Source organism: Bartonella sp. AC535YNZD (assembly GCF_042196625.1).
In the GTDB taxonomy this organism is placed as follows: Bacteria; Pseudomonadota; Alphaproteobacteria; order Rhizobiales; family Rhizobiaceae; genus Bartonella.
The window spans coordinates 338-577 of sequence record NZ_JBHIQP010000097.1 but is presented as its reverse complement, the minus strand read 5'-3'; the positions used below and the strand labels follow the sequence as shown (position 1 = coordinate 577).

The 240-nt window shown below is 41.2% G+C and carries 1 protein-coding gene; it reads left to right on the top strand.

Going from position 1 to position 240, the window contains the following annotated elements:
- Nucleotides 1–240: YdcF family protein (locus ACFIM8_RS09400; RefSeq protein ID WP_375614861.1), on the top strand; the 240-nt coding region annotated here is incomplete at both ends.

Here is a 240-nt window from a genome sequence, read left to right as displayed (position 1 = left end):
TCAGTGGTGTAAACACCACAACCAACCTGAAAAGTCTCATGCATAACATGCATATTACTCGACGGCTTATCTCCTGTTGTATTGACATTGGGCATCAAGCGATTAACACCAGAGGGAACGCTACAGAAAGTGCTGCTTGGATCAAAAAACACCACTATAAAACCCTTTATATCGTCACCCATGATTACCATATGTGGCGCTCGATGCGAGAACTTAAATATTTAATGCCTGATATCCATT